Origin of the sequence: Actinoplanes sp. NPDC051633, assembly GCF_040681735.1 — a bacterium.
Classification (GTDB): Bacteria; Actinomycetota; Actinomycetes; order Mycobacteriales; family Micromonosporaceae; genus Actinoplanes.
Genome location: NZ_JBFAZH010001854.1, coordinates 1 through 1,015 on the forward strand (window position 1 = coordinate 1; position 1,015 = coordinate 1,015).

The following is a 1,015-nucleotide window of genomic DNA, read 5'->3' on the forward strand; positions in this document are numbered from 1 at the left end:
CCGGTGGAGAAGAGCGGCGGCGCTGTCGGCGCCTATTTCGCCGCCCGGGCCATCACGGCCGGCCACGGCTACGCCTCCACCTCGCTGGTCGGCGCGTCGATGGAGGCGGTGGCCCTCGTGCTTCTGGTCGTCCAGTTCGGCCGGGTGCGGGTTACTGCGCGCCGATGACGAACGAGTGCGCCGGCACCTGCGCGCCCGCGATCTCGGCCGCCTTCTCGCCGGCGTTCAATCGCACCAGCAGCGTGTCGGTCCCGTCGTAGGCCTCGTACGCATACTCCTCGTTGGTCAGATGGACCCGCCGGGTCCGTGCCCGGTGCAACCAGGCATTGCGCCGCCGCACCGAGATCAGTTCCTGATGCCGGTGATAGATCGGCCATCCGTAGGGCACCAGATCGTCCGGCGTCGCCGGGAAAGGCGGCCGCACCGCGTCGTCGCCGTGCTCGCGATCCTCCTTGACGCCGGTGAAGCCCTGCTCGTCGCCCGCCCAGATCGACGGCGTCCCACCCACCGTCATCAGCACCGCGACGGCCAGGGCCACATCGCGTTCGTCGTTCAACTGGCTGGCGAGCCGCGTCACGTCGTGGTTGCCGACGAAGGTCAGTGGCACGAAGGTGTCCAGGAAGCCGTTGTGCCGCTCCAGCGCGTGGTCGAGCTCGTAGAAGTTGCGCGACGACAGCGCACTCCAGATCGCCTTCCACAGCTCGTACTGCGTGAGACTGTCCATCGTGGAGTTCGAGATGATCGACGCATAGTCGCCGTGGATGACCTCGCCCACGAAATACGCGTCCGGATGGGTTTCCCGCACCCGAGGCAGGACCGAGGACCAGAATTCCCCGGGTACGGCGTAGGCGACGTCCAGCCGCCAGCCGTCCGCCCCGCGCGAAAGCCAGTGCCGCATGACGTCCACGACGAGGTCCGCGACGGCCGGCTCGGCGTGGTTGAGTGCAGGTAGACCGCCGTGCCCCTCGAAGGTGTCGTACGAAGGGCCCGGCCAGCGCAGCCGGAACCACGACGC

General features: G+C 68.7%; 1 protein-coding gene. It reads right to left on the reverse strand.

Annotated elements, in window-relative coordinates; genetic code table 11:
- Positions 1-151 precede the first annotated feature (151 nt).
- Positions 152-1,015 (reverse strand): alpha-amylase family glycosyl hydrolase (locus AB0M20_RS45670; protein WP_364307947.1); only part of this gene is annotated, 864 nt, incomplete at its 5' end.